Consider the following 20668-nt stretch of genomic DNA (forward strand, 5'->3'; position numbering starts at 1 on the left):
GCCACGGTTGAAGCCGTCAGGTGTACCAGGGACACTGCCACGGCACACGAGACCCTTACGGGCATCGAACACAGGGAGGCCGGCACCATGTTGACCATTGACGCCCAGGTCCACGCCTACGAGCGCAACCATCCCGGGCGCCCCTGGGCCGCCGTCCTGCACGGCCCGGCGGAAGTCACCGGCGATCAGCTGGTGGCGGCCATGGATGCCGTCGGCGTCGACGGCGCGATCCTGGTCTCGGTGTGGACCATGTATCGCTATGACGCCAGCTACGCGCTGGCGGTGCACGCCGCCCATCCCGGCCGGTTCGGGCTGGTGAAGCCGGTCGACCCGTCGGACCCGGCGGTGGTCGACACGATCGACGCCTGGGCCGCGACCCCGGGCCGGGTCGCGATCCGCATCATGATGGGTCCGGACGTGTCGACCGACGCCGCCGACCCCGGCATCAACCGCGTGCTCGCCGCTGCGGCGCGGCACGACCTGCCGGTGAACCTGCTGTGCCGGGGCCGCCTGGAGCAGGTCGGCCTGATGGCGGCGCGCAACCCCAGCACGCGGCTGGTGATCGACCATCTCGGGCTGAACCAGCCGTTCGAGCCGCCGGTGCCGGCCGAGCCGTTCGCCGACCTGCCGCAGCTGCTGAAGCTCGCGGCACATGACAACGTCGTGGTCAAGATCACCGGCGCCTGCACGCTCTCGCACCAGCCCTTCCCCTACAGCGACCTGTGGCAGCCGCTCGGCCGCATCTTCGATGCCTTCGGCTTCGATCGCTGCATGTGGGGCACCGACTGGACCCGCGCCGTGGCGCTGCTGACCTACGAGCAGGGCGTCGAGGCGTTCCGTGTCACCGACCGCCTGTCCGACGGCGAGCGTGCCGCGCTGATGGGCGGCACGGTCCAGAAGGTCTATCGGTGGTCACCCGCGAAGGCATGATCTGACGCTGTCGGCATTGAAGGGCGCATCGCGGTTGCCGATGCGTGCCGGCACGGCCGCGCGTTCGTTCTTGCTGCTTTGCAGCAAGCGAATTGCGCCGCGGCCGGCCGGACGCTATGATCCCATCTTATAAATGACCGTTCATATATCGGAATGGCACCCCGGAGGAACCACCATGCCTGACGCTTCCGGCCTCTCGGGCGGCCACGCCCCTGCCCGGCTCGATGTCGCCATCGTCGGGGCCGGCCTGGCCGGGCTCTACGCCATCCACCGCCTGCGTGGCATGGGCCTGCGCGTGCGCGCCTTCGAAGCCGGCTCCGGCATCGGCGGCACCTGGTTCTGGAACCGCTACCCCGGCGCGCGCTGCGATGTCGAGAGCCTGGAGTATTCCTACGCCTTCTCCGACGAGCTGCAGCAGGAATGGAAGTGGCCGGAACGCTACGGCACCCAGCCGGAGATCCTGCGCTACATCAACCATGTCGCGGACCGCTTCGACCTGCGCCGCGACGTGCAGCTGAACACGCGCGTGACGTCGGCGGTGTTCGACGACGCGGCCGGCGAGTGGACCCTGACCACCGACCGGGGCGATGCGGTGCGGGCCCGCTTCTGCGTCATGGCCGCCGGCAACCTGTCGACGCCGCGCGTGCCCGACTTCAAGGGGATCGGCGACTTCAAGGGCAAGTGGTACCACTCCGGCCTGTGGCCGCATGAAGGCGTCGACTTCAGCGGCTTGCGCGTGGGCGTGATCGGCACCGGCTCATCGGGTGTCCAGATGATCCCGATCATCGCCCGGCAGGCCAAGCATCTGCATGTCTTCCAGCGCACCGCCAATTTCAGCCTGCCGGCACGCAACGCACCGATGGACCTGGAGCGCGAGCGCCGCCACAAGGCGGAGTACCCGGCCCGGCGCCGCGCCGCCTTCGACACCCCCTTCGCCATCGCCGGCTATCCGAAGCCGACGCGGTCGGCGCTGCAGGCGACGGCGCAGGAACGGCAGGACGCCTACGAGGCGAAATGGCAGGAAGGCGGCAGCATCAGCTTCCTGTATTCCTACACCGACCTGCTGGTGAGCAAGGAAGCCAACGAGACGGCCTCCGAATTCGTGCGCGACAAGATCCGCGGCACCGTGAAGGATCCCAGGACGGCCGAGCTGCTGGCACCGAAGGACCACCCGATCGGCACCAAGCGGCTGTGCCTCGATACCGGCTACTACGAGACCTACAACCGCGCCAACGTCACGCTGGTCGACGTGCGCAGCGATCCCATCGCGCAGATCACGCCGGACGGCCTGCGCACGGCCGGGGGCGCGGACTACGCGCTGGACGCGATCGTGTTCGCCACCGGCTTCGATGCCATGACGGGCGCGCTGCGCGAGATCGACATCCGCACCACGCACGGCGCCACGCTGGCAGACAAATGGGACGGCGGGCCGCTGACCTATCTTGGCCTGATGGTCGCGGACTTCCCCAACATGTTCATCATCACCGGCCCCGGCAGCCCGGGCGTCAAGACCCAGATGATCGCCTCGATCGAGCAGCACACCGACTGGATCGCAGGCTGCCTCGCGCATATGCGCCGGCACCAGCTCGACCGCGTGGAGCCGACGGCCGAGGCCGAGGCGGCGTGGGTGCAGCACGTCAACGCCGTGGCCGACAGCACCCTCTATCCGCTCGCCAACTCGTGGTACGTTGGCGCCAACATCCCCGGCAAGCCGCGGGTGTTCATGCCCTATGTCGGCGGCTTCGACGCCTACAAGCGCCGCTGCGATGCAGTAGCAGCCGGCGGCTATGAAGGCTTCAAGCTGACCCGCCAGGCAGCGGCGGTGGCGTGAGGCAAGACGGCGGCGCGAGACGGAACACCAGCAGGAGCAGAGCATGATCGACAAGACCGGGACACACTACGAGGTGGTCGTCATCGGCGCCGGCGTCGCCGGGATCTATCAGATCAAGCGCTTGGTCGATCTCGGGGTGAATGCCACCGTGATCGAGGCGGCGTCCGGCCTGGGCGGCACCTGGTACTCCAACCGCTACCCCGGCGCCCGCTTCGACTCGGAAAGCTATACCTACGGCTTTTCCTTCTCCAGGGAGCTGCTCGACGAGTGGCACTGGAAGGAGCACTTCTCGGCCCAGCCCGAGAACCTGCGCTATCTGAACCACGTCGCCGACAAGTTCGACCTGCGCCGGCACATGCAGTTCAACTGCCGCGTGGAGGCGGCGCATTTCGACGAGGTCGAGAACATCTGGCGGCTCAGGATCCACGACGGACGCACGCTCACCTGCCGCTTCCTCGTCATGGGGCTGGGCCTGCTGTCGATCCCGACCCTGCCGCGGCTCGAGGGCATGGACAGCTTCAAGGGCCGCTCGTTCCACACCTTCCACTGGCCGCACGAGAAGCTGGATCTGTCCGACAAGAAGGTGGCGGTGATCGGCACCGGGGCGACGGGCATCCAGGTGATCGGCGAGATCGCCGACAAGGTCGGCCATCTCACCGTGTTCCAGCGTCGCCCCAACTGGAGCGCGCCGCTCAACAACGGGCCGATCTCCGAGGCGGAGATGGCTGCCATCCGGGCCCGCTACGACGAGATCTTCGCGACCTGCGCCCGCACGCCCGGCGGCTTCGTCCACGAGCCGGACCGGCGCGGCTTCTACGAGGTTTCGCGCGAGGAGCGCGTGGCGCTGTGGGACCGCCTCTATCGCACGCCGGGCTTTGCGATCTGGCTGGCGAACTTCCGCGAGATCTTCATGGATGAGAAGGCCAACGCGGAGTTCTCCGAGTACATCGCCGAGCGCATCCGCCAGCGCGTGAAGGACCCCAAGGTCGCCGAGAAGCTGATCCCCCGGGATCACGGCTTCGGCGTGCAGCGCGTGCCCATGGAGACCAACTACTTCGAGGCCTACAACCGCGACAACGTCGAGCTGGTCGACCTCGGTGAGACGCCGCTGGTGCGCGTGACCGAGACCGGGCTGCGCACGAGCGAACGCGACTACGACTTCGACATCATCGTCTATGCGACCGGCTTCGATGCCATCACCGGCGCCTACGACCGCATCGACATCCGCGGCACCGGCGGCCTGACCCTGCGTGAAAAGTGGAAGGACGGCCCGTCGACCTATCTCGGGATCTTCATCCACGGCTTCCCCAACTTGATCATGCCCAACGGGCCGCAAAGCGGCTCGGCCTCGACCAACTATCCGCGCGGCATCGAGACCGGCGTCAACTGGTGCACCGACTTCCTGGAGCACGTCTGGGCGCATGGCTACACGCGCGTCGAGGCGACGCAGCAGGCCGAGGACGCATGGACGGCGCACGTCGCGGACATGTACGCCATGATGCTGATGCGCCGGGCCAAGTCCTGGTTCACGGGCTACAATTCCAACGTGCCCGGCCACGAGGAAGGCCGCATCCGCCACATGATCTACAACGGCGGCGCCCCCAAATACGTGAACCGCATCAACAAGGTTGCCGCCGCGGGCTATGACGGGATCGAGCTCGCCGGCGCGCCGGTTCAGGTCTCCTCCCCGGCCCTCGGCCTGGGTCGCGCCGCGTCCTAGCGCCTTTCCCCGGCAGCGGGGAGGAAGGTGGCGCGAAAGCGCCGGAAGCGAAGGCGTCAGCGAATCCGATGCCCTGCGAAGCCATTGGGTCCGTTCGTCTTCTCTCCGCCCCTCGGGGCACCTTCTCCCGGCCGGAACGATACAACATCTGATCGGAAGCTCAGGGCAGGTGAGCCTCCTCGCCTGCGTTCCTGGTTCGGTGCCCATGCATGGCTCGACGCTTGACGCGCCGGTCGCAGGCATCGGGCATGACGCCCGGCAACCGGTCCAACCGTGCATTCCACGGTGGCTCGCGCTAGACTTTTCCTCCGACGATCATGCGGGCCATGCGACTGACGCCGCGGGCGATTTCGTCCTCGCTGAGGCGGCCGTGGTCGCGATACCAGTAGAATATCCAGGTGATCATGCCGCCGATGCACAGGGCGGCAAGCCCCGGGTCCTCGATCTTGAACTCACCGCTGGCGATACCTTCGTTCAAGACCCGGCGTATCCGTTCGTCGAGCGTCTTCTGCTTGGTCGAGATCTCGCGCGCTTCGGCTGGTGGCAGCTGCTTCTCCTCGCGGATCTGCACCGCCAGATTGGCTTGATTGCGGACGACAACCTTGACCATGCCGCGCACCATGCGCAGAAGCTTTTGCGACGACGTGCCGCCTTCCGCGCAGGCGACCTCGACCGCTTCCAGGGATTGCAGCGTGGCGGCGATGCAGATTTCGTAAAGAAGCTCACCCTTGTTGTTGAAATGCGCATAAATCAAGGGCTTGGTGGCATTGAGGGCGGCCGCGATGTCGTCCAGCGTGGTGCCGGCATAGCCACGCTCGTAAAATAGTCGGCAGGCCTCTTCCAGAATCCGCCGGCGCTTGAAGGCGGCGACTTCCGACCGGAACGACTTCGTCGCCTTTGATGCGGCCTTCTTCTCGTAGCCGGTCAATATAGCAACCCCTTTCGCACCGTGGGCCCGCGCCGGGCGAGAATGGCCCACGCCAAGAGCTTCCATACGGGCCGAACGTGCGTCAAGATTGTATGCGGATTGTCGCGCTCAGTCTCGCGGCAGGCGATGCTTGAGCAGCTTGCCGGTCGCGTTGTGCGGCAGCTCGGCCACGAACCGGAACTCCTTGGGAATCTTGAAGCGCGCCAGCCGGGCGGCACAGTGCGCAAGCACGTCGGCTTCCGATAGCGCCTCACCCGGGCGCGTCACGATGAAGGCCCGGCCGACTTCCCCCCATTTCTCGTGGGGTATGCCGATGACGGCCGCTTCCAGCACCTGCGGCAATCCATGCAGGACGTTTTCGATCTCGAGGGGAAAGACGTTCTCGCCGCCGGAAATGTACATGTCCTTGATGCGGTCGATGACATGGACGTAGCCCTCGCCATCGATGCGTACCGCATCGCCGGTGCGGAACCAGCCGTCGGCGGTGTGGCCGCCCTTGTCGGCAGGCAGCTTCCAATAGCCGGGCGTGACGGAGGGGCCGCGTACGAGCAGCTCGCCCACGCCTTCGCCTTCGATCACATTGTCCTCGGCGTCGACGACGCGCATGGCGATGTGCAGCACGGGCAGTCCGCAGGAGCCGATCTTGTCCAGCGCGCGTTCCTTTGACAGGATCGTCCCCATCGTGGTGGTTTCGGTCATGCCCCAGCCCTGCTGCAGCACGATGCCCTTGTTCAGATACTTTTCCAGCAGGGGAACCGGGGCAGCGGCGCCGCCGATCAGGATCGTCGAGACATGACCAAAGTCGGCGGTCTCGAAAGCCGGCAGCTCGGCGATCATCATGAAGTTTGTCGGCACGCCCAGGACGTGGGTGATGCCCAGCGTCCGATCGCTCAGCAGACGCAGCGTCAGGTCGGGATCGAACGATCGCATGACGTAGTTCGAGCCGCCGAAGTGCAGGATGAACTTGGCGAACAGATACAGGCCGCCGGCGTGGAACAGCGGCATGAATGTCAACCCGCGCGACTCGGCCGTCAGATTCGTCTTCATGGCGACATTGACGGTATTCGCGAACACCATCCCATAGGTCATCAACGTGCCCTTGGGATAGCCGGTGGTGCCCGACGTATAAAGGATCGTCCAGGTGTCGTCGGGTGACAGGGTGATCGGGGCTGGCTTGCCGGCCGCGGCGGCCAGCGCCTCCTCGTACGCGCTGGGTGCGCCGTTGGACAGGCGGATGGTCGCACCGATCACGCCGCGCAGCGCGTCGATCTTCGGCTCCATTTCGTCGTCCCATATCACGACCTTGGGCCCGCAGTCCTTCAGGATGTATTCGAGCTCCGCGGGACTCAAGCGCCAGTTCAGCGGCACGAAGATCGCACCGAGACGCTGGCAGGCGAACAGGATCTCGAAGCATTCGGTGGTGTTGAGCGCCAGCAAGGCGACGCGCTCACCCCGACACACGCCGTATTTCTCGGCGAGCGCGCAGGCAAGGCGGCTGACGCGTTGATCGAGATCGCGATACGTGAAGCGCCGCTTGCTGGCGACATCGACGAGCGCCAGCCGCTCGGGTGCGTAGGCGGCATGATGCGCGATCCAGTCGTACACCATCATGGTGGTCTCCTTCCCTGCCTGATCCCCGGCGTTACGCGACGCCGAGAAACGCCTCCCGCACGTAGGGATTGTTGACGAGATCGGCGCTGGGCGCGTGCAGCTTGATCCGGCCTTTCTCCAGCACGTAGCTGTAATCGCTGACCTCGAGGCTGAGGCCGACGTCCTGCTCGACCAGGACGATCGCGATGTCGGCTCCCCGCAGCTCGGCGAGAAGCCCGAAGATCTGCTCGACGATGACCGGCGCCAGCCCCTGCGAGGGCTCGTCGAGCAGCAGCAGGCGCGGCTCGGCCATCATGGCGCGCGCTATGGCCAGCATCTGCTGCTCGCCGCCGGAAAGCATGCCGGCCCGCTGCGTGAAGCGTTCGCGCAACCGGGGAAAGCGCTGCAGCTCGCGCTCGACCCGCTCAGCCACCGTCGCCTTGGGCAGGCCGAGACCGCCGAGCAGGAGATTCTCGTGCACCGAAAGCGAAGGCAGGGTACCGCGATTCTCCGGCACCAGGCGCACGCCACGGCGCGCCACGTCGTGCGGCTTCAGTCCGTTGAGGCTGGTGCCCGCGAGCGAAATCTCCCCCGCGACATACGGGACGATGCCGAAGATGGCGCCCAGCAGCGTCGATTTGCCCGCGCCGTTGGCTCCCAGAACGCTGATCATCTGCCCCTTCTCGGCGCTCAGGCCGACGGCGGCGAGTGTCGGCACGCCGGGAAAATAGCCGGCGGTCAGATCATTGATTCTGAGCATACCGCCTCCCGAGATAGACTTTGATCACTTCCGGCGATCGTGCCACCTCGTGCGGATCGCCCTCGGCCATGCACCGGCCCTGCGCAAGGACGATGAGGCGCTGCGATACCGACAGCACCGCGCGCACGTCGTGCTCGACGAATACCAGCGTGATGCCGGTGCCGTTCAGCCTGACCAGGATGTCGAGGACCTCGTCGGTCTCGGCATTGTTGAGACCGGCAACGATCTCGTCGGTCATCAGCAGCACGGGCTCCGTGGCCACGGCCCGGGCGATCTCGAGACGCTTGTGCTGGGAGACGTTCAGCAGCTCGGCCGGCCGCTCTGCGACGTCGACAAGTCCGGTCGCGCGCAGGGCCGCTTCCGTGACATCGGGGGCAGCGCGCCGCTGGATGGCGGCGAGAGATCGGAACGCTGCCGCCAGGTAGACGTTCTCATAGACCGACATGCCGGGCAGGAATGACGAGGACTGGAACGTCCGGGCGACGCCCTTGCGCGCGATCTGGTCCGGCCGCAGGCCGACAAGATTCTGTCCTTCCAAGGTGATCGTGCCGGTGGTCGGTCGCTGGATGCCGGAGATCATGTTGAACACGGTCGTCTTGCCGGCGCCGTTGGGGCCGATAAGACCGAGGATCTCGCCTTTGCGAATGACGAAGTTCAGGTCTTCGACCGCGACGACTCCGCCGAACCGCTTCGAGATGTTCCGCACTTCGAGCAGGCTAGCCACGTGCGTTCCCCTTCTGGTCCGAGCGGCGACGCAGCGCATTCAGCCAGCTCACCATGCCGCCGGGACTGAAGGTGATGATCAGCACGACCAGCGTGCCGTAGATCAGGGAGTGATATTCCAGGAAGCGCGACCACGCGAGCTGATCGATGATGCTCAGGGCCAAACCGCCGATGATCGGGCCGATGACAGTGCCGATACCGCCGAACACGGTGTAGACGATCATGTTCAGCGTCACCGACAGCTCGAATACCGTGTCGGCGCTGATGAAAACCATGAAGGGCGCGTAGATGGCGCCGAACAGGCCGGGCCAGAAGGCGGAGATGGCGAAGGCGATCAGCTTGTACCGCGTCGTGTCGATGCCGACGGAGGCGGCCACCGTCTCGTCCTTGTGGATGGCATCGAGGGCCAGGCCGATCCGCGATGCGCGCAGCCACAGGATCGACGCCAGGCACACCAGCAGCAACAGCAGCGTGACGTAGTAGTAGAAGCCGAGGCCGAACTGGTCGGGCAGGTTCCAGCCGTGATCCGTCGCCTTCAGGCCGCGGACCCAGTGCCAGTTTCGGATGACGGTTTCCACGGCCAGCCCGGCGGCCAGCGTGGCGAGCGCGAAATAGAACCCGCGCAGGCGGAACAGCGGCGTGAACAACGGCACCACGGCGGCAGCCAGCAGGCCGCCGATCGGCAGCGTCAGCCATAGCGGCACGCCGAAGCGCACGATCAGGATCGCCGACGCATAGGCGCCGATGCCGAAGAATACACCGTGGCCGAAGGACGGATAGCCGGCCATCCCGCCGATGATGTTCCAGGCGCTTGCCAGCGCGATGTTGACGAAGATGAACACGCACAGGCGCATCCAGTAGGTATCGAGCGCCAGCGGCAGCAGGGCCGTTGCCGCGCCACAGGCGGCGAGCAAGGCCAGCTGCCGCATGAGCTGCCGGCGGCGCTCGAACGACGTGGTCAGGGCGGCGCTCATTTGCGGATCACCGCGCCGAGGCCGAAGACACCCTGTGGACGCACCAGCAGCAGCACGACCAGGCCGCTGAAGATGAGGGCAGGCGCGAACGCCGGATAGTAGAAATAGGCAAGGTGGTTGAAGATGCCGTAGAGCAGGCCGCCGACCAGCACACCCGGCATGCTCCCCAGTCCACCGATGATGACGATCAGGAATGCCTCGATCGTCCAGTGGAGGTGCATGTAGGGCGCCAGCGGCTGGGTGGTGATCAGCAGCGCCCCGGCCAGGCCCGTCCACAGGCCGCAGACGATCATCGTCTTCAGGTACACGCCGGAAATGTCGATGCCCAGCAGCGCGGCCGATCGTGGATTGTCCCGGCACGCGCGTACGGTGCGGCCGAACTCGGTACGCTCCATGGCGAGATACAGCACGCCGGCGGAGGCCAGGGCGATGACGAAGGTGACGACCTCCAGGGTGGGCACGATGAAGTCGCCCACCTGGATGATCGGGTAGCCGGGGATGATCGCATTGATCAGCCGTTCCGACGTCCCCCACGTCTTCTCGAAGATGCTGGTGATGACGATCGCAAGGCCCAGGGTCTGCACCAGGACCATCAGCGGATTGGCCGAATGGACGCGCTCGATGAAGGCTTTCTGGAGCACCCCGGCAAGCGCCCCCGTGGCCAGGCTGGCAGTCACGACCGCCAGGGGCAGCGGCCAGCCGAGCTCGGAGAACAGCGTGTATGTGATCAATCCGCCGAAGATGATGAAGATGCCGTGCGTGATGTTGACGATGTTGAGCACGCCCAGCACGAGCGAGAAGCCGAATGCCACGAGCGCGAACGTTGCACCGCGCAGCAGGCCGTAGATCAGCACATCCAGCATGACGGATGAAATCCTCTCAGGAGGTCGCAGGCGTCCGCCATGGGCGGCGCCTGCTGCTCTTGCCCAGGGTCGGATTCAGCCGCGGGCGGACCACGCGGGCGTGGGATACTTCGCGCTGCCGTCGGCCATGCTGTCGGGATAGAGGACCTTGACCTGAGGATCCTGACCCTGCCACTGGATGACCGGCAGGCCGGCAACGGTGATGCGGCCCCGGTCGTTGAAGCTGACCGGCCCCCAGATGGTCTGTTCGCCCTTCAGGGCCAGCAGCTTCTTGCGCATGACCTCCGAATTGAACGGATCGTCCTTGGGCGCGTCGCGCAGCACGGTCTCATAGAGCAGCGGGATCGTGTAGGCCATCGCGGCATGATAGGTCGGCTCGAAGCCCATGAGCTCCTTGTGCTTGTTCGCGAAAGCCTGGCAGTTGGCGAAGTAAGGGTCCTTGTAGGGGAACTGCGGCAGCCACATCGCGACGCCATAGAGGTAGTTCAGACGCTCCTTCAGCGCCTGCTTGACGGACGGCGTCGTGGTCAGGTGCCCGCCGAACAGCGCCTTGGGGCTGAACTGCAGCGCCTGGCATTCCTGGACAAGCTTGATCACCGGCACGTCGTGGCCGGTGCTGTAGACCACGTCGATGGCGCCGGCCCGCATCAGCCGCAGCACGGTCGGACGCAGGTCTTGCGTGTTGATCGGCAACTCGACGTCGAGCACGTGCTTGATGCCCAGCTCGGCCGCCAGCTTCTTGATCTCGACCGTCATCTCCTTGTAGGCAGCGTCGTCATAGGTGATGGTGGCGATGGTCTTCGGCTTGGGATTCTGCTTGGCGATGAACTCCATCGCCAGACGCGGGTAGGCAGCGGCAGCGCCGACGACCGTGAACGTGGTGGTGCCGCCGATCTCCTCGTCGACGCGCGCGGATGCGGCGCCCGCCTGGATGGTCAGCTTCTTGTAGCGGCGGGCGATTGCCCCCTGGGCCAGCACGGTGTCGGTGCCGTAGGTGCCGACGATGAGGTCGACCTTGTCGCTGGAGATCAGCCGCTCCGTGAGCTGGGCGGTGCGCGCCGGGTTGAACTCGTCGTCGTAGATCGTCCATTCGACGTCCAGCTCGCGGTCGCCGACGCGCATCTTGTTGCCGACCGTCTTGGACCACAGGTCGTAGCCGCCGCGATACAGGGCGGCGACCTTCTCGAAGCTGCCGCTCAGCGGCAGGGAGCCGCCGATCTTGACCACGCCCTTCTGCGCCCAGGCGGGCGTGCTGAGGGTCAGGCCAGGCAGATAGGTGGCGGCGCTGATGAGGGCACTGCTGCCCGCCGCTGATTTCAGCAGGCGTCGGCGACCGATTCCAGCCCTGCTGGCACGCCTCTTGGCGTCGCTCATTTCATTCCCTCCATACTGGATCTTGTGGTTGATCACGGGCGCGGCCGCCAGCCGATACCGGCGATGGCCGCGCGCCGGTGGCGTCACTCCGCAGCTGCCTGCAACGGCGGCGACAGGTCGATGGGCGCGCCGGCATCGAACTTCTTCAGCTCGGGCATGATCGTGCGCACGAAGGTGTCGCGGTTGCGCCGGGCCTCTTCGGGCGGCATGTTGCCGTAGCTGAGAACCGCGTTGAAGCCCGAGTTGTTGACCATGCCGTGGATCTTCATGATCCGCTCATAGCACTGCTCGGGCGTGCCCCAGACCTGCAGGTCGACGAAGAAATCGACGAATTCCTTCGAGCCGAGCTTGCCGAGCTTGTTCTGCATCTCGCCGTAGTATTCGTAGCCACCGGTCGATTTCAGGTGATCGCCGACGAATTCGTAGTGCTCGATCACGGATTTGTAGTAGCTGCCGATGTATTCATGCGCCTTCTCGGCGGCGCGATCGGCGTTCTCGTCAACGAACACCCAGCCGGCCGACAGCGGCTGCGGCGCCTCGATGCCCCTGACGTCGCGGAAGATCCTGCGGTACTCCCCCAGCTCCTTCTGCACTTCCTTCCACGGCTTCTGCGGGATGATGAGGATGCCGACGCCGAGCTGCGCCATGATGCGCGACGATTCCGGCGAGACGGCAGCAGCATAGGTGCGTCCCTTGAAGCTGCGGATGGGTGCCGGCCGGATATCCGCCCGCATCTGCTTGTAGAACTTGCCGTCGTACTCGACATAGCCGTTCTCAAGACCGGCAAGCACCATCTCGGCCGCTTCCACGAAGCGCGGGCGGCTTTCCTCCATGGGGATGTGGAAGCGATCGAATTCGACGCGGCCCAGGCCGCGGCCGATCCCGAGAATGACGCGACCGTTGCTGAGATTGTCGAGCGTGACGATCTGCTCGGCGGCTCGCAGCGGATTGTGCCAGGGCAGCACCACGACCATCGAGCCGAGCAGGACATGCTCCGTGCACCCGGCCATGTAGGACAGGAACTGCATCGGATCCGGGCACATCGTGTAGTCGGTGAAGTGATGCTCCACCGCCCAGACCGAATCGAAACCCAGCTTTTCTGCGGAACGCGCCAGCTCGACGTCGGTGCGATAGACGTCATGGTCGCTCCGGGCGCCGCCCGGATTCTGGAAAATCACCGCCATGCCAACGTGCATCGTCGCGCTCTCTACTGATCATATAATTTTCTAAACCTACATTTAATTTTTTATACTCACAAGTATGTAATCAGACCAATTGGTATGTCCCACTATGACGCTCTGATGCGATCGTGTTCGGTCATCAAACATGATTCCTACCGGTCAGTATTGAAAATACATTTGAAGATATAAAATACTACCAAATTGCCAGATAGAACTACCGGCCTCAGTCATGAAGGGAGCAACAATGACGACGGACATCGTTCTGGATGCCTATCCGACGCTGCCCGAGACCACCGATCCGCGCATTCCGCCACGGCGAGCCGTCGTCGTGCGTGATCTCATCGAGCGTTGGGCTCACGAAACCCCAGAGAAGGTGTTCGTCCACTTCGAGGACAACGACGAGACGTGGACCTACCGCCAGCTCCGCGACAACATCGTCCAGACGGCGCTGGGCCTGCAGCAGATAGGCGTGCGCCAGGGCGATCACGTGCTGGTCTGGCTGCCGAACTGCCGGGAGAACCTGCGCGTCTTCCTCGCGTCCAACTATCTGGGCGCGGTCTATGTGCCGATCAACACCGCCTACAAGGGCTCTCTTCTGGCCCACGTGATCGACAATGCCGATGCCGAGATCGCGGTCGTGCATGCCGATCTGGTCGACCGCTTGAATGAGGTGCCGCTGGGCAGGCTGCGCAAGCTGGTGGTGGTCGGCAGCCCGAAGGCGGCGGATCGGCTGGAGACGTTCCGGTATTGCGACGCATTGCTGCCGCGGTCCGGCCGGCTGGCTGCGCCGCCGCGGCCGATCGAGCCGTGGGACCCGATGTCGATCATCTACACTTCAGGCACCACCGGACCATCCAAGGGCGTGCTGGCATCCTACCTGCACATCTTCACGAATGCCGGCCCGGAAAGCTGGTCGATGGTGACCTCGGAAGACCGCTTCATGGTGAACCCGCCGATGTTCCACCTCGGCGGCATGGGCGTCATGTACGTCATGCTCGTCCGCGGCGCGTCCATTGCCTTTGCCGATCGTTTCGAGACGTCGCGTTTCTGGGAATCCATCAGACGCACGAAGTGCAGCGTCGTGTTTCTGCTGGGTGTCATGGCAAGCTTCCTGCAAAAGCAGGAGCCGCGGGCGGACGATGCCGACAACCCTCTGCGCATGGTGTTCACGGTGCCCCTCGTCAACGACGTCGAGGCCTTCTCCAAGCGCTTCGATGTCGACGTGTACACGATCTTCAACATGACGGAGATTTCGACTCCCATCGTGTCTGGCCGCAATCCCACGGCACGCGGCACCTGCGGCAAGAAGCGTGACGGCGTCGAGGCGCGGCTGGTCGACGAGAACGACTGCGAGGTGCCGGTCGGGCAGATCGGCGAGATGATCCTGCGGACCGACCGGCCGTGGGGCATGAACAGCGGCTACTACAACAATCCCCAGGCTACGGCCAAGGCGTGGCGCAACGGCTGGTTCCATACCGGCGACGCCTTCCGTGTCGATGGTGAAGGCAACTACTACTTTGTCGACCGGCTGAAGGATGCGATCCGTCGGCGCGGCGAGAACATCTCGTCATTCGAGGTGGAGGCCGACGTCACCGCCTTCCCGGCGATCAAGGAAGCGGCCGCCATCGGCGTGCCGAGCGAGCTGGGTGAGGATGATGTCATGGTCTGCCTGGCACCGGTCGAGGGCGCGACCATCGATCCGGCCGAACTCATCGCGTTCCTGCGCTCGCGGATGTCGCATTTCATGATACCGCGCTATGTCCGCGTGTTGCCGGAGCTCCCCAAGACGCCCAGCGCCAAGGTGATGAAGACCCAGCTGCGCCAGGAAGGCGTCACGGCGGATACATGGGATCGGGAGAAGGCCGGCATCATCGTGAAATCGGACCGTTTTGCCGCCACGAGCACGGCCGCGGGCTCGTAGCACCGCCCCGCTCCGCCGGGAGACCGCGAGGAAGCCGCAGGTCCGGCTCGTGCTCGAAGCCGCCAGGTGTCGGCGCCGGCCATGAAGCAAGCCGGCGCCGCACCTGTGCTCGCGTTCCACGCGATCCTGCACCGACATGCATGCATGGCTCGACGCTTGGAATTATGATAACGCTGCTTATGTTATCGCCATCTATGATAAGTCGAGATGCCAGAATCGTTCGACCGGGATGTCCTCATCCTGCTCCATGACGTCGCGCGCCTGATGCGCGTGGTCGCCGACCGCAAGGCCCGGGCGCACGGGATGACACGCGCGCAGTGGGTCGTGCTGGCGCGGCTGGACCGCCACCCGGGCCTGTCGCAGAACGAGCTGGCGGCGATCGTCGAGGTCGAGCCCATCACCATCGCGCGCCTCGTCGACCGCCTGGAGAAGCGCGGCCTGGTCGAGCGCCGCCCCGATGCGCGCGACCGCCGGGTCTGGCGCCTGCACCTGACGCCGGCAGCGGCGCCGCTTGTCGACGAGATCAACGACTACCGCCTCGAGCTGAATGCGTTCATCACCCAGGGCCTCTCGCCCAAGCGGGTCGACACCATCGTCGACGGTCTGCTGCAGATGAAGGCCAACCTGACGTCGGACAGCGCGGTCCCCGAGCAGGCGGCCTGAAGGAACACGCCATGAGCAAATCGCCGACCGCCTTGCGCCGCCCGGCCGCGCGCATCGCCGACAAGGCGCCCGAGCCCGACGACCGCGACAAGGATGCCGCGCCGCCGCAACAGACGGGCGATGCCGATGCCGCGCGGCGGCCGTGGTGGAAGTCGCGCCGCATCCTGCGGCCTGTCCTGATGGGCGGTGGCCTGGTCCTGGTGCTGCTGGTGGGCGGCTTCATGTGGCTCGGCGGCGGGCGCTACGTCTCCACCGACGACGCCTATGTGCGCGCCGCCAAGCTGCTCGTCTCGACCGACGTGCCCGGCATCGTGTCCACGATCGAGGTCAAGGAAGGCCAGAGCGTGAAGCAGGGACAGGTGCTGTTCCGCCTCGATCCCCGGCAGTACGAGATCGCCGTCGCCGGCGCCAAGGCGCAGCTGTCGCAGACGGCGCTGTCGATCGACGCGATGAAGCAGGACTATCAGCGCATGCTGAGCGACATCCAGGCGCAGCAGGCCCAGGTCGACCAGGCGGAAGCGCAGTATCGCCGCTACGCCGCCCTGGTGAAGGGCGGCAGCATCTCGCAGTCGACCTACGACGACGCCCGCTTCAAGTACGAGGCGGCGCGCCAGACGCTGGCATCGGAGCGCCAGCAGGCCCAGGCGCAGGTGGCCCGGCTCGACGGCAACCCCGATATCGCGGTCACCGACCATCCGCAGTACCAGCAGGCCAAGGCGCAGGTCGACGAGGCCCAGCGCCAGCTCGATCACAGCATCGTGCGCGCGCCCTTCGACGGCATCGTCAGCAAGGTCGACACGCTGCAGCCGGGCATGTACCTGGCGCCCAATGCCGCCGCCATGGCGCTGGTGTCGACAGACCAGCTCTGGATCGAGGCCAACATGAAGGAGACCGACCTGACCTGGGTCAAGCCGGGCGACCCGGTGAGCGTCTCCGTCGACACCTATCCCGGCCGGGTCTGGGTCGGCACCGTCGACACGGTGAGCCCCGCCAGCGGCGCCGAGTTCTCGGTGCTGCCGGCGCAGAACGCCAGCGGCAACTGGGTCAAGGTGGTGCAGCGCATCCCCCTGCGCATCGTGGTCGACCGCAAGGCCGGCGACCCGGCCCTGCGCGCCGGCATGAGCGTGATCGTCGACGTCGACACCGGCCACCGCCGCACCCTGTCGGACATCCTTTGACATCTCCTCTCCCGCGAGCGGGAGAGGAAGGGGCCCGTTGCGCGAAGCGCAATGGGAAGGTGAGGGCCAAAGGACGAGATGCCGTGCGCGAGGCCCTCACCCGGCCGCGCTTCGCGCGCCCGACCTCTCCCGCGCGCGGGAGAGGTGAAGAGAAAAGAGAATCATGAGCGCAACCACAGCTCCGCCCGCCGACGCCGCGCCATCGCGCGGGCGGGCGATCATCACGGCGTGCACGATGGCCGCCACGCTGATGCAGGCGCTGGACAGCACCATCGCCAATGTCGCGCTGCCCTACATGCAGGGCAGCCTGGCGGCCACGGCGGACCAGATCACCTGGGTGCTGACCTCCTACATCGTGGCCTCGGCGATCGCGACGGCGCCGGTCGGCTGGCTGGCCACGCGCCTGGGACGCAAGCGCCTGTTCATCATCGGGCTGGCCGGCTTCACCATCGCCTCGATGCTGTGCGGGCTGGCCACGTCGCTGATCGAGATCGTGGCGTTCCGCCTGCTGCAGGGGCTGTTCGGCGCCGTGCTGGTGCCGTTGTCGCAGACCACGCTGCTCGACATCTATCCGCCGGAGAAGCGCGGCTCGGCCATGGCGATGTGGGGCATGGGCGTGATGATCGGGCCCATCCTGGGGCCGACGCTGGGCGGCTACCTGACCGACATCTACGACTGGCGCTGGGTGTTCTACGTCAACCTGCCGTTCGGCGTCGCCGCCATCGCCGGCCTGCTGATCTTCCTGCCGGAAACCGAGCGCCAGCCGCTGAAGTTCGACTGGATCGGCTTCGGCGCGCTCAGCCTGGGGCTGGGGGCGCTGCAGCTCATGCTCGATCGCGGCCAGCAGAAGGACTGGTTCGGCTCCAGCGAGATCGTCCTCGAGACCATCCTCGCCGGCCTGGGCTTCTACTGGTTCGTCGTCCACATGCTGACGGCGAAGAAGCCGTTCATCCCGCCGCGCCTGTTCCGCGACCGGAACCTGATGATGGCCATGGTGGTGATGTTCGCGGTGGGCATGATCCTGCTGGCCAGTGCCGCGCTGCTGGCGCCCTACCTGCAGACCCTGGCCGGCTATCCCGTGTTCACCGCCGGCCTGCTCATGGCGCCGCGCGGCATAGGCACCATGGTGGCGATGATGCTGGCCGGACGCCTGTCCAGCCGCGTCGATCCCCGCCTGCTGATGCTGGCCGGCCTGCTGACCGTGGGCGGCACCATGTGGCAGATGACCGGCTGGACCCCCGACGTGTCGGAGCGCACGCTGGTGATCTCGACCATCGTGCAGGGCTTCGGGCTGGGGCTGATCTTCATCCCGCTGCAGCTGGTCGCGTTCTCGACCCTGGCCAACGAGCTGCGCACCGACGGCACGGCGCTGTGGAGCCTGGTGCGCAATGTCGGCGCCGCCATCGGCATCTCGCTCACCACCCTGGTGCGCGAGGAGAGCATCCAGGTCATGCACAGCCAGCTGGCCGCCGATGTCAGCCCCTTCAACCGGCTGCTGCAGGCCGGCATCGGCGGCGGCTTCTGGAACCCGCACACCACGCCCGGCCTGGTGGCGCTCGACGCCACCATCAACCAGCAGGCATCCATCATCGCCTACATCAACGACTTCAAGCTGATGATGGTGATCTGCCTGGTGGTGATCCCCCTGCTCTTCCTGATGCGCCCGCCACGCCGTGTCGTCGCCGATCCCGGCCACGCCGCCGTGATGGACTGACGCCCTCTTCACCTCTCCCGCAAGCGGGAGAGGCCTGCCCTGAGCGTAGTCGAAGGGTCGGCGGGCGCGCCAGCGACCGGCGGGTGAGGGCTTCACGCACAGCGCCGAGTCCCGGGCCCCTCACCTTCCCATCGTGCTGCGCACGATGGGCCCCTTCCTCTCCCGCGCCGCGGGAGAGGAACATCAGTCGTCACCTCTCCCGCCAGCGGGAGAGGCCTGCCCTGAGCGTAGTCGAAGGGTCGACGGGCGCGCCAGCGACCGGCGGGGGAGGGCTTCACGCACGGCGCCGTCCCGGGCCCCTCACCTTCCCATCGTGCTGCGCACGATGGGCCCCTTCCTCTCTCCCGCGCAGCGGGAGAGGAGCCATGCTCAATCAGCTGCCCAGCTTGTTGGGATCCCGCCATGCCCGCTCGAACGGCAGCCGCCAGGCGTGCGGCGCGATGAGCTGGTGGATCGCGTTCGGTCCCCACGACCCCGGCGGATACGGGCGCACAGGCGGGGGTGCTTCCAGCAGCGGGCTCGACACCTCCCATAGCCGCTCGATGCCCTCGGCGGTGGTGAACAGGGTATGGTCGCCGCGCATCGCGTCGAGGATCAGGCGTTCGTAAGCCTCGAGCACGTCGCCCGCCCATCCCGTGTCGTGCATGGCGAACTGCAGGCTGAGCTTGTCGAGCTTCATGCCCGGGCCGGGTCGCTTGCCGTAGAAGGACAGCGACATCTTCGAGGCGTCCGCGAGGTCGAACGTCAGATGGTCAGGCCCCTGCGCGCCGACCCCCGAGCCTGCCGGAAACATGCTCTTGGGCGGCTCGCGGAAGGCGATGGAGATGATCCGCTGCCCTTCGGCAAGCCGCTTGCCCGTGCGCAGGAAGAACGGCACGCCGGCCCAGCGCCAGTTGTCGATCGCGCATTTCAGCGCGACGAAGGTCTCGGTGTCCGATTCGGGATCGACGCCCGCCTCGGACCGGTACCCGGCGTACTGCCCGCGCACGACCATCCCCGGATCGATCGGCAGCATGCTGCGGAAGACCTTGTGCTTCTCCTCGCTGATCGGCGCCGGTTCCAGCGATGTCGGCGGCTCCATCGCCATGAACGCAAGGATCTGGAACAGATGCGTCACCACCATGTCGCGGAAGGCGCCGGTCGCTTCGTAGAACCCGGCGCGCTTGTTGAGGCCCAGCGTCTCGGGCACGTCGATCTGCACATGGTCGATGAAGTTGCGGTTCCAGATCGGCTCGAACAGGCCATTGGCGAAACGGAACGCGAGGATGTTCTGCGCCGCCTCCTTGCCCAGGAAGTGGTCGATGCGGAAGATCTGCGCCTCGGCGAAGACCTCATGGAGCCTGGCGTTCAAGGCGACCGCGCTCGCCAGATCGGTGCCGAAGGGCTTTTCCATGATGATCCGGCAGCGCTCGACGAGGCCGCCTTCCGCCAGCAGCCGCACCGCCGGCAAGGCGGCGCTGGGCGGCACGCTCAGATAATGGATGCGCCGGCTCTGCGCGCCCAGGGAGCGCTCTGCCTTATCGACCGCTGCCTTCAGCGCCGCGGCGCCGGCCGACAGCGGGACATAGTCCAGCATCTTCGCAAACGCGGTCCGGTCGGCGTCGCCCGCCTGGCGGCCGGAGAACTCGTCCAGCGCCGCGCGCGCGATGCCACGGAAGCCATCGGCATCGATCTCGTCCAGCGAGACACCGATGATGCGGCAGCCGGGAATGAACCCGGCAGTGCACAGGCGGAACAATCCCGGCAGCAGCTTGCGCCGGGAGAGATCACCCGTCGCGCCGACGAGAACGACGACCTGCGGGTCCTTCGGACCGACCCGTGAAGCATCCTTCGCCAATGCAGCCACCTTGCGTTGCACCAATGCGCAAGCATGGCCTGCGCCGCCGGCCGGCGCCACTGCCGTGCCTCGTCCTGTGGAATTGCCGTGGCGCCGACTGTGGCTGAAAGGTGAGTCGCGACTGTTTTCCCGAGCGTGGGTGATGCGAAGGATCTTGCGGTGGGCGGCACCAGTCACCGGCGGCTATGGTGACGGCTGGGACCGCGCCGCTCCAGCGGCGCTCTTCCCTCCGATCGCCATGAGCGTCGCTGGAGCGACGCGGTCCGGCCCGTCACCAGCAACGCTGGTGCTGTGCCAGCCACCGCAAGATCCTTCGCGTCGCTCAGATTCTATGTAGCGACGAGAGGTCAGGAGGTAGGCTTTGAGTTTGGACCGAGCCTACGGAGGAAGAGAGATGAAGTCTTCGCAACACGCTGACACCCCCGCCGCTGAGACGGAGTTTGCCACGCTGTACGTCGCATTTGAACTGGGCAAAGCGAAG

The 20668-nt window shown here is 66.1% G+C and carries 16 protein-coding genes; 7 read left to right on the forward strand and 9 right to left on the reverse strand.

The genetic code is table 11. From position 1 onward, the window contains the following. The first annotated feature begins 87 nt into the window (after window positions 1-87). From FHP25_RS37950 to FHP25_RS37960, 3 genes are all read left to right on the forward strand, one after another. Window positions 88-930, forward strand: a complete 843-nt coding sequence (locus tag FHP25_RS37950) for an amidohydrolase family protein (protein WP_178134092.1) — start codon at window positions 88-90, stop codon at window positions 928-930. 175 nt (window positions 931-1105) lie between these two features. After that, window positions 1106-2761 (forward strand): flavin-containing monooxygenase, encoded by a 1656-nt coding sequence (locus FHP25_RS37955; RefSeq protein WP_147852210.1) that lies wholly within the window; start codon window positions 1106-1108, stop codon window positions 2759-2761. Between the two features lie 43 nt (window positions 2762-2804). After that, window positions 2805-4481, forward strand: a complete 1677-nt coding sequence (locus FHP25_RS37960) for a flavin-containing monooxygenase (protein ID WP_147852211.1) — start codon at window positions 2805-2807, stop codon at window positions 4479-4481. Window positions 4482-4776: 295 nt separating this feature from the next. On the opposite strand, the gene FHP25_RS37965 is transcribed toward FHP25_RS37960, so the two are convergent. From FHP25_RS37965 to FHP25_RS38000, 8 genes are all read right to left on the reverse strand, one after another. Further along, window positions 4777-5409 carry a TetR/AcrR family transcriptional regulator gene (locus tag FHP25_RS37965; protein ID WP_178134093.1) on the reverse strand — a complete coding sequence of 211 codons (633 nt, stop codon included), beginning with the start codon at window positions 5407-5409 and terminating at the stop codon, window positions 4777-4779. 108 nt (window positions 5410-5517) lie between these two features. Continuing rightward, complete coding sequence (locus FHP25_RS37970; RefSeq protein ID WP_147852213.1) at window positions 5518-7020, reverse strand: AMP-binding protein; 1503 nt, start codon at window positions 7018-7020, stop codon at window positions 5518-5520. Between the two features lie 31 nt (window positions 7021-7051). Then, window positions 7052-7759: an ABC transporter ATP-binding protein gene (locus tag FHP25_RS37975; protein ID WP_147852214.1), complete on the reverse strand. Its 708-nt coding sequence runs from the start codon at window positions 7757-7759 to the stop codon at window positions 7052-7054. Then, window positions 7743-8522 (reverse strand): ABC transporter ATP-binding protein, encoded by a 780-nt coding sequence (locus tag FHP25_RS37980; protein WP_147852225.1) that lies wholly within the window; start codon window positions 8520-8522, stop codon window positions 7743-7745. Before FHP25_RS37980 ends, FHP25_RS37975 begins: the two co-directional genes overlap by 17 nt. Next, window positions 8476-9456 (reverse strand): branched-chain amino acid ABC transporter permease, encoded by a 981-nt coding sequence (locus tag FHP25_RS37985; RefSeq protein ID WP_147852215.1) that lies wholly within the window; start codon window positions 9454-9456, stop codon window positions 8476-8478. The genes FHP25_RS37980 and FHP25_RS37985 overlap by 47 nt, the downstream gene beginning before the upstream one ends. Further along, on the reverse strand, window positions 9453-10319 hold the full coding sequence (locus FHP25_RS37990; RefSeq protein WP_147852216.1) for a branched-chain amino acid ABC transporter permease: 867 nt from the start codon (window positions 10317-10319) through the stop codon (window positions 9453-9455). Before FHP25_RS37990 ends, FHP25_RS37985 begins: the two co-directional genes overlap by 4 nt. A gap of 75 nt (window positions 10320-10394) precedes the next feature. Next, window positions 10395-11693: an amino acid ABC transporter substrate-binding protein gene (locus FHP25_RS37995; protein WP_147852217.1), complete on the reverse strand. Its 1299-nt coding sequence runs from the start codon at window positions 11691-11693 to the stop codon at window positions 10395-10397. Window positions 11694-11776: 83 nt separating this feature from the next. Further along, window positions 11777-12877 carry an LLM class flavin-dependent oxidoreductase gene (locus tag FHP25_RS38000; RefSeq protein WP_218578927.1) on the reverse strand — a complete coding sequence of 367 codons (1101 nt, stop codon included), beginning with the start codon at window positions 12875-12877 and terminating at the stop codon, window positions 11777-11779. Between the two features lie 241 nt (window positions 12878-13118). Here FHP25_RS38000 and FHP25_RS38005 point away from each other — a divergent pair, with 241 nt between their 5' ends. The 4 genes from FHP25_RS38005 (at window position 13119) to FHP25_RS38020 (ending at window position 18350) form a co-directional block, all read left to right on the forward strand. Next, window positions 13119-14795 (forward strand): AMP-binding protein, encoded by a 1677-nt coding sequence (locus FHP25_RS38005; RefSeq protein WP_147852219.1) that lies wholly within the window; start codon window positions 13119-13121, stop codon window positions 14793-14795. A 207-nt stretch (window positions 14796-15002) separates the two neighbouring features. Beyond that, window positions 15003-15458: a MarR family winged helix-turn-helix transcriptional regulator gene (locus tag FHP25_RS38010; RefSeq protein WP_147852220.1), complete on the forward strand. Its 456-nt coding sequence runs from the start codon at window positions 15003-15005 to the stop codon at window positions 15456-15458. Window positions 15459-15469: 11 nt separating this feature from the next. Then, a complete protein-coding gene (locus tag FHP25_RS38015) occupies window positions 15470-16636 on the forward strand; it encodes an HlyD family secretion protein (RefSeq protein WP_147852221.1) in 1167 nt (388 codons plus the stop codon). A gap of 163 nt (window positions 16637-16799) precedes the next feature. After that, window positions 16800-18350: a DHA2 family efflux MFS transporter permease subunit gene (locus tag FHP25_RS38020; protein ID WP_147852222.1), complete on the forward strand. Its 1551-nt coding sequence runs from the start codon at window positions 16800-16802 to the stop codon at window positions 18348-18350. 373 nt (window positions 18351-18723) lie between these two features. Here the strand turns inward: FHP25_RS38020 and zwf are convergent, their stop codons facing one another. Then, window positions 18724-20187, reverse strand: a complete 1464-nt coding sequence (gene zwf, locus FHP25_RS38025; RefSeq protein ID WP_218578929.1) for a glucose-6-phosphate dehydrogenase — start codon at window positions 20185-20187, stop codon at window positions 18724-18726. Window positions 20188-20668 lie beyond the last annotated feature (481 nt).

It is taken from the genome of Vineibacter terrae (assembly GCF_008039615.1).
Classification (GTDB): domain Bacteria; phylum Pseudomonadota; class Alphaproteobacteria; order Reyranellales; family Reyranellaceae; genus Vineibacter; species Vineibacter terrae.